Here is a 6,263-nt window from a genome sequence, read left to right as displayed (position 1 = left end):
CAAGGTTTAAACTTGCGCAAATATAGACAAAAAATGTAAATCTTTCAACGTCTTAAACCAAAATATGTAAAAAATACGGGTTACGGTTCCAATTCTTCAATCCCTTCATCCACATTTTCAACCTTGCAGTTCGCAGATTCAGGATCATTGGTGCATTCGTCGTCATCGGTACCGCTGCTAGAGCTTCCGCAACCAATCACCGACATTACAAAGGCGGAAAGGCAAAGCATTCCCAAGAATTTACGGATCATATCATCCCTCACTAATTAATTGATATTCAACACTTTACAAGGTAATATAGTAAAAGGCGAGCGCTGCGACAAAAGTGAGCAAAGCTAGAAAGCGCAAAAACATTTTTTGCATTTTCTAGCTGCAGCCGCGGACGTCGTAGACGTCAAAGCATTTATGCTTTGTCATAGCCGAGCCGAACTATATGCGCTCTACAAGAGCGCCATATAGTAAAAGGTGAGCGATAAAACAAAAAACACCCGGGAGTATTCCCAGGTGCAGCAAAAATCGCTTTAGAGTAAAATTACTTCTTAGCAATCTTGGTCTTCTTGGCGGTTTCCTTGAGGCCAGCACCGACCTTGAAGGACACAACCTGAGTAGCCTTGATCTTGATCTTTTCCTTGGTCAGCGGATTGATGCCGGTGCGAGCTTCACGCTTCTTCACAGAGAAGGTACCGAAGCCGATCAACTGAACGAGACCGTCCTTCTTGATGCCAGCGGTGATACCGTCGAGAACGGCGTCAACTGCGCGAGCGGCAGCAGCCTTGGATTCAATACCAGCTTCCTTGTTGGCGAGGATGGCGTCGATGAGATCTTGCTTGTTCATTTATAACTCCTTGAGTAGGTTAAGAATTTTATAGTGATATTATACTTTTTTTTTTGCGCTATGGCACATTTTTTTTGAAAAAAATTTGAAAAACCTTATAAAATCAGGCCTCAGGCGGTGGTTCGGCATCCGACTCCTCTTCGGCAGCCGCCTTACTCTGCATTTTCTCAAGATAAACGAGACACAGGCAAGTAAAGGGTATCGCGACGATCAAACCCAGGAATCCTAGGAGCTTGCCCCAAATAGAAAGCGAAAGGAGAATCCCCACGGGAGGCAGGTTCATGGACGAACCCACGATTTTAGGCACCAGGAACATATCCTGAATCAGCTGCACCACCAGGTAAATCGAGAGGACAATGACGGCCACTTCCCAAAACGGCATTCCCTTTTCCAGAGCGTAGACCACCGACAGTAGCAACGCCAACGGAATCGTGGTAAGTTGCAAGTAGGGAATCATATTCAAAGCTCCCGAGAATAGGCCAAAGGCAACCCCCATAGGTAGTCCGATGGCGCCAAAGCCGATTGCATACAAAATACCAACCGAAAGCGCAACAAACGACTGGGCACGAAAATAGTTGCCCATAAAGCGGTCCGTTTCCCTGGCAAAAGAAATGGCGACATCCGCATATTTATCAGGAATCAGGCTAAACACGCCACGGCGCAATTTGGGCATATCGAGCATGATGAACACCAGATACATAAATATCACCGCAGCGCCAGAAAACCACACGATAATGGTTCCCGTATAGGAGAGCACCCCCCAGGCACCAGGCAACACCTTGGACGCAATATTATGGGCTTCACGCCAAAAGTCCAGACGCTGCATAGACGCCGCCAATTGGTCCCACGAAATCAGGGAATGAATCGTTTCGTACAAGCCACCCGGCATCAGGGCTTCTATACGGGAAGCCCATTCCGAATCGTTGAAAACCTTGGTGATAAGAACTCCCAGATTCCTGACCTCGTTCACGACCATCGGTATAAACAAACGAAGCGCGCCCCCTACAACCAGGGCCACCACAAGCAACACGATAATCACCGCAATAATTCGGTGTTTCACCTTTCTCTGCAGCCGGTTCACCAAAGGATCCATAATATAGGCCATCAGGAATGCCGCAAAGAACGGGAACAGAACTCTTCGCAGATAATACACCAGCGTAATCGCGACAACGGTTATCACCAAGAGTCTGAGAAACCGCATGACTCTGTCTAAATTCCAATACCTAGTCATTTTTTGGTCCTATATTCCAGAGGTTTTACACCATATACCCGAACAAAATCTTTTTCGAACGCTCCCGAAGATTTCTCCCCGACAGCAATCGCAATTTCGGCAATCGAACGGTCCGATTCCTTCAAGAGTTTCGCCGCCTGGCCCATACGCGATTTCAACTCGTTATACTTTTTCTCGCGAGATTCCACCTGGCCCTTGGAATTACGCACCGTAAGAGAAATAAACCCCGCATAAGCCAGGACAATTACCGCTAGGGCAACAAACATCAGTGCCTTGAACGTCCGATTTTCGCCCCACAGTCTTATGGAACGCACGTCAATTTCATCGGGAATGCCGAGCATCGTGCCTTCGCCATTCGTAATTTCGAACAACATTCCGCGATTCATGTAGCGCAGGCCGTCATCTTCGTCGAGCCCTTGCTGGGCAAGCCACCATTCGGGAACCTTGAAATCAAGCATCGATATTGCGACACCGCTTTTCTTACCACGGATTTGCACCGGAGCCTGCGCCACCATCGGGCGATAACTCTGGTACACATTCTTCTTGCTGTACACCGGGTCGTCATTCAAGATCTTGACACCCACGCGTTTCATGCGCCCCGTTTCGACATCGATCACAAGCGAGTCAAAATCCGAAAAATCGAAATACCCCGAAGCAGGGCGATTGTCTACAGACAACAGGTTGATACCGACCCCCGCATACGGATACGCCATACCCGACCGAATGTTCACGCGAGCCGAAACCAGCGAATCATTATGCGAAAGTTCTACCGTCGAAAAGCCACCCACCGTAGCGTCGGACACGGCATACACCTGGTACGTATTTCCCGGAAAAAGCGTCCGTTCCGTTGAACCGAATTTTACAAACAAAGCGGTCCACACCGCAAAAACAACGACGAGCGCGACAGAAGCAAGAGCTATTCTTTTCATGCCTTACGCTCCGAAGACTTTTCTTCGTGTTCCTTGTTATTGGAATGAGTTCTGCCAATAGCCACAATCATGAGCCCAAGCATAATGAACAGCACGACGCCAAACGAAAAATTGCTAAGGCCCTTCGCCGTAATACCGTAAATCACAAGAGCAAATTCCTTTTGCCGCGGATGATTCCACCCCGGAGCAATTTCTACGCGGGCGATCGTTTCCTGGTGTCTATCGGTCAAGGACTTGTCGACATGTTCGTCGTCAAACCAGAAATCAGGGGTATAGAACTGTTCCATCGGAATCGAAATTCTCTGGCGGCCCTCGACAAGCGGCAGTTCCTTCAGCAGCAGGCGAAAGGTACGCGGTTTCAACGTATCTGTCACGTCCGGGTCGTAAGCCCACACTTTTACAAGAATTTCGTCCGTTCCCTTTGCATCGATATCAAAAATGACAGAATCCACAAAATTCCAGTCGCGGTAACGCACGTCCCCCCGTTCGCGGATATCAAAAACAAGACCGCACCACGCACTTTGACTTTCTTCGCCGCCAAGCGTACAGTTAAACGAAAGCGAAGAATCTGCCTGTTTTAACGAGGCCTTTGACAAGCCGCCATCGTAAGAATCGTCATACACCACGACCGAAGCGTCCCCATGTAGCGGGAACACCGAATCTTCGAAAAATCGGCACGGTAGCGAGAAATACACTCCCACTACGACCGCCGCAATAATAACAAGAATGATATAAGTCTTAGCCATTCGTATCGTCAGGTTCCAAAATGGGCTTGAGATGAAGACTGTACTGCACCAGATCCAGCGGGTCTTCGTCCGGCATCTTTTCGCCAAAGAGCTTGTCTACCAAGGCATCGAGCAAACGGATAAAGAAAAAGTGATGTTTACCTTCTTTGGCCGGTTGCTGGAAAGGATGTTCCAGAGTGCGCTTTAGAAGCTGGATCGTCATGGATGGCGGCATGTGGAACATCTTGCAACAGGTTGTGATTTTTCCATCGTAACCGTAATCGGGAAGTTTCCCTTGCACAAGAGGTTCGCCGTGATCGATGCAGCATGGATTTTCGCAAACCGGGTCCTGCACGTTTTTGGCAAGCAGGGCCTTGAGCCAGAGTTCGCGGGACTTGTCAGTCAAGTCGCTGCGGAAGGCCATGGTCTGGTCGCACGGGAAAAACGTAGAATAGCACTTAGGGCAAATGCGCAAGTCCAGATGCTGGAACTTGATCTCTGCCACCTCTGATTTGCAATATGGGCAAGTAGTCATGCTTGGGAATATAGATAATAGTGGCTAGTGGTTAGTGATTAGTGATTAGGAATAGGCACAAAAAAGAAACATTTTTATTTACAGCCCTGTTTACTAACCACTGTTTACCAACCACTTTTTTATATTTATACCATGGCTAAAGTAGTACAGATTACCGCTGAAAATTTTGAGACCGAGGTCGCGCAGGCCTCCGAAAACCGCGCCGTAGCGGTGCTTTTCTCTTCTGCAGAATACCCCGACTGCGCACCGTATTCCCAGTTGCTGGGCGCCCTTTCCACTAGCATGGACTTTACACTCGGCGTCGTGAGCTGCGACGAACGCGAAAACATGCAACTGATCCAGGCTTTCCGCGTACGCTCGGTGCCCGAGGTTCACATTGTCGAGAAGGGCCAGATTGCAGACGTCATCCAGGGAGTTCTCCCCGAAGCAGACCTCAAGAAACGCCTCGAAAAGTTCTTCGTGAGTGACGAAGCCCGTTTCCAGATGGCACTCGAAGATGCCATTGCGCAAAAGAATTTTGACCAGGCGCTCCCCATGCTCGACGAAGCGCTCGCCAAGACCCCCGACAACAAGAAGCTACAGCTTCTGTGGGCAAAGGCTAGCCTCGGCATGGGCGACACCGAAAAGGCGAAGAACGTGCTCGCCAAGTTCACCGAAGCCGACGACCAGTACCGCGAAGCAAAATCGCTGCTGGAATTGTTGGATTTCCACGCCGAAGCCGCCAAGAAGGACGTTCAGGGCAAAGAAGCCATCGTGTACCACGAAGCATGCAAGCTCGCTTGTAGCGAAGATTTCGAAAGCGCCCTGCAGGCGTTTCTGAACCTGTATGTGGAAGCCCCCGAATGGAACAACGGTGCCGCGAAGAAGGCAATGCTTACTTTGTTCGGAGTGCTCGGTCCGAAACACGAACTTACGTGGAAGTACCGCGCTAAACTGAATACGATGATGTTTATTTAGTGGTAGTGGGGTCGAGCCTTCGGCTCTCTGAGGCATGAGCAATGAGCAAAAAAAACTCAAAGCGAAGCGACCTCACAGTGCTTTAGCACGACCTCACACCTCAAAACGAAGCGACCTCTATGAATCTCGACTTTAACCGCAGACTTTCGATTGCCCCGATGCTTGACTGCACCGACCGTCACGAACGGTATTTTTTGCGGTTATTGTCGAAGCACATTCTGCTTTACAGCGAAATGGTGACGACCAATGCGCTGCTGCATACCGACCCGGAGCAGTTCCTGCGTCATCAGGAATTCGAATACCCCGCCGTTTTGCAGCTGGGAGGTTCGAATCCGGCCGACTTGGCCAAATGCAGCAAGATGGTTGAAGAATCGGGCTTTCAGGAAGTCAACCTGAATTGCGGCTGCCCCTCGGACCGCGTGCAGAACGGAAACTTTGGCGCTTGCCTCATGAAAGACAAGAACCTGGTCGCCGACTGTTTCAAGGCAATGCAGGACGCAGTAAGCATTCCGGTATCCATCAAGTGCCGCATCGGCGTCGACGAATTGGACTCCTGGGAATTTTTCCGCGACTTTATCGGCACCATCGCCGATGCGGGCTGCCACGTATTCATCATTCACGCCCGCAAGGCATGGCTCAAGGGCTTAAGCCCCAAAGAAAACCGCGAAGTGCCTCCGCTGAACTACGACACCGTACACCGACTCAAGGCAGAAATGCCGCAGCTGAACATTTCGATCAATGGTGGCATCAAGACGCTCGACCAGGTAGAGGAACAGCTGAAGGATTTAGACGGCGTGATGGTCGGTCGCGAAGCCTACGAAAACCCGTGGTTCCTGCGCGATGCCGACGAGAGGATTTTTAACGACGCTTCCGCTCCAAAGCCCGAAAGCCGCAAGGCATTGCTGGAGGCCTACCTCCCCTATGTAGAGATGGAAACCGCACGCGGAACACCCGCCACGATTTTGGTACGTCACCTGTATGGGCTCTTTAACGGGAAACCCGGTGCCCGCAAATACCGCCAGTACCTAGGCGAAAACGCCCCCAAAACAAA

General features: G+C 50.1%; 8 protein-coding genes. 2 read left to right on the top strand and 6 right to left on the bottom strand.

Annotated features, from left to right (window positions below; translation table 11 throughout):
• Positions 1-80: 80 nt before the first annotated feature.
• From Q0W37_RS14945 to Q0W37_RS14920, 6 genes are all read right to left on the bottom strand, one after another.
• The gene (locus tag Q0W37_RS14945; protein ID WP_297702345.1) at positions 81-251 is read right to left on the bottom strand and encodes a hypothetical protein; all 171 of its coding nucleotides are present in this window, start codon (positions 249-251) and stop codon (positions 81-83) included.
• Positions 252-532: 281 nt separating this feature from the next.
• On the bottom strand, positions 533-835 hold the full coding sequence (locus tag Q0W37_RS14940) for an HU family DNA-binding protein (RefSeq protein WP_297702344.1): 303 nt from the start codon (positions 833-835) through the stop codon (positions 533-535).
• Between the two features lie 103 nt (positions 836-938).
• A complete protein-coding gene (locus Q0W37_RS14935) occupies positions 939-2,036 on the bottom strand; it encodes an AI-2E family transporter (protein ID WP_297702343.1) in 1,098 nt (365 codons plus the stop codon).
• A gap of 26 nt (positions 2,037-2,062) precedes the next feature.
• A complete protein-coding gene (locus Q0W37_RS14930; RefSeq protein WP_297702342.1) occupies positions 2,063-2,995 on the bottom strand; it encodes an AraC family transcriptional regulator in 933 nt (310 codons plus the stop codon).
• On the bottom strand, positions 2,992-3,741 hold the full coding sequence (locus Q0W37_RS14925) for a hypothetical protein (RefSeq protein ID WP_297702341.1): 750 nt from the start codon (positions 3,739-3,741) through the stop codon (positions 2,992-2,994). Before Q0W37_RS14925 ends, Q0W37_RS14930 begins: the two co-directional genes overlap by 4 nt.
• Positions 3,734-4,225, bottom strand: a complete 492-nt coding sequence (locus Q0W37_RS14920; protein ID WP_297702340.1) for a hypothetical protein — start codon at positions 4,223-4,225, stop codon at positions 3,734-3,736. The genes Q0W37_RS14925 and Q0W37_RS14920 overlap by 8 nt, the downstream gene beginning before the upstream one ends.
• A 162-nt stretch (positions 4,226-4,387) precedes the next feature.
• Here Q0W37_RS14920 and Q0W37_RS14915 point away from each other — a divergent pair, with 162 nt between their 5' ends.
• Both Q0W37_RS14915 and dusA read left to right on the top strand, forming a co-directional pair.
• A complete protein-coding gene (locus Q0W37_RS14915) occupies positions 4,388-5,212 on the top strand; it encodes a tetratricopeptide repeat protein (protein ID WP_297702339.1) in 825 nt (274 codons plus the stop codon).
• A 119-nt stretch (positions 5,213-5,331) separates the two neighbouring features.
• On the top strand, positions 5,332-6,263 hold a 932-nt coding region (dusA, locus tag Q0W37_RS14910), incomplete at its 3' end, for a tRNA dihydrouridine(20/20a) synthase DusA (protein WP_297702338.1).

This window comes from uncultured Fibrobacter sp. (assembly GCF_947166265.1).
Taxonomy (GTDB): Bacteria; Fibrobacterota; Fibrobacteria; order Fibrobacterales; family Fibrobacteraceae; genus Fibrobacter.
The sequence above is the reverse complement of the archived record's forward strand: the minus strand, read 5'-3'. Positions and strand labels throughout refer to the sequence as shown.

Coding starts and splice junctions, on each gene's coding strand:
- Q0W37_RS14945 (WP_297702345.1), bottom strand. CDS start 251: ATGATCCGTAAATTCTTGGGAATGCTTTGCCTTTCCGCCTTTGTAATG.
- Q0W37_RS14940 (WP_297702344.1), bottom strand. CDS start 835: ATGAACAAGCAAGATCTCATCGACGCCATCCTCGCCAACAAGGAAGCT.
- Q0W37_RS14935 (WP_297702343.1), bottom strand. CDS start 2,036: ATGCGGTTTCTCAGACTCTTGGTGATAACCGTTGTCGCGATTACGCTG.
- Q0W37_RS14930 (WP_297702342.1), bottom strand. CDS start 2,995: ATGAAAAGAATAGCTCTTGCTTCTGTCGCGCTCGTCGTTGTTTTTGCG.
- Q0W37_RS14925 (WP_297702341.1), bottom strand. CDS start 3,741: ATGGCTAAGACTTATATCATTCTTGTTATTATTGCGGCGGTCGTAGTG.
- Q0W37_RS14915 (WP_297702339.1), top strand. CDS start 4,388: ATGGCTAAAGTAGTACAGATTACCGCTGAAAATTTTGAGACCGAGGTC.